Source organism: Halomonas sp. ND22Bw (assembly GCF_003011945.1).
In the GTDB taxonomy this organism is placed as follows: Bacteria; Pseudomonadota; Gammaproteobacteria; order Pseudomonadales; family Halomonadaceae; genus Halomonas; species Halomonas halophila.
In genome coordinates, this window is sequence record NZ_PXWD01000052.1 from 1 (window position 1) to 664 (window position 664).

Here is a 664-nt window from a genome sequence, read left to right on the forward strand (position 1 = left end):
AAGTAATCAGCCGAGAGCCACGATATCCTATGCCATGGGTCCACAGCCAGCTTAGTGCCACACTAAGCCGGTTCTGCGCCCCGATCAGGAAATAAATGTGGATGAGCTTCCACATCCACCACGCCAGGGCCCCGCGCAACTTAAACCGACCCATGTCGACGACGGCAAGGCTGCGGCCTATAGTCGCCAAATTGCCCTGATGCCGGTAATGGAAGGGCGCGACCTCGTTCTGCCCCTTCAGGCGCTGGCGGATCAGCCGAGCGACATATCGTCCCGCCTGCTTCGCGGCGGGAGCGAGGCCGGGGACGGGCTTCCCATCGAACCCGTTCGAGGCCGCGGTGTCGCCGATCACGAAAATGTCGCGATGACCCGGCACCGTCAGGTCCGGTCCGACAATCACGCGGCCAGCGCGATCGGCTTCAGCGTTCAGCCAATGCGCGGCGGGCGATGCCTGGACGCCCGCTGCCCACAGGATCGTTTCGGCGGGAATGCGCTCGCCGTCGACGACAACCCCATCAGCGGAGCATTCCGTGACGGGCGAGCCGAGCTTCACTTCGACGCCGAGCTTTTCGAGCGCTTGGCGCGTATAGGCGGACAGATCTTCCGGGAACACCTGCAGGAGCCGGTGCCCGGCTTCGACCAGCACCACGCGGGTCGCACGCGG

At 64.8% G+C, this 664-nt stretch carries 1 protein-coding gene; it reads right to left on the minus strand.

Features of this window, described 5'->3' with window-relative positions; genetic code table 11:
* Positions 1-649: NAD(P)/FAD-dependent oxidoreductase (locus CVH10_RS16900; protein WP_369335842.1), on the minus strand; the 649-nt coding region annotated here is incomplete at its 3' end.
* Positions 650-664 lie beyond the last annotated feature (15 nt).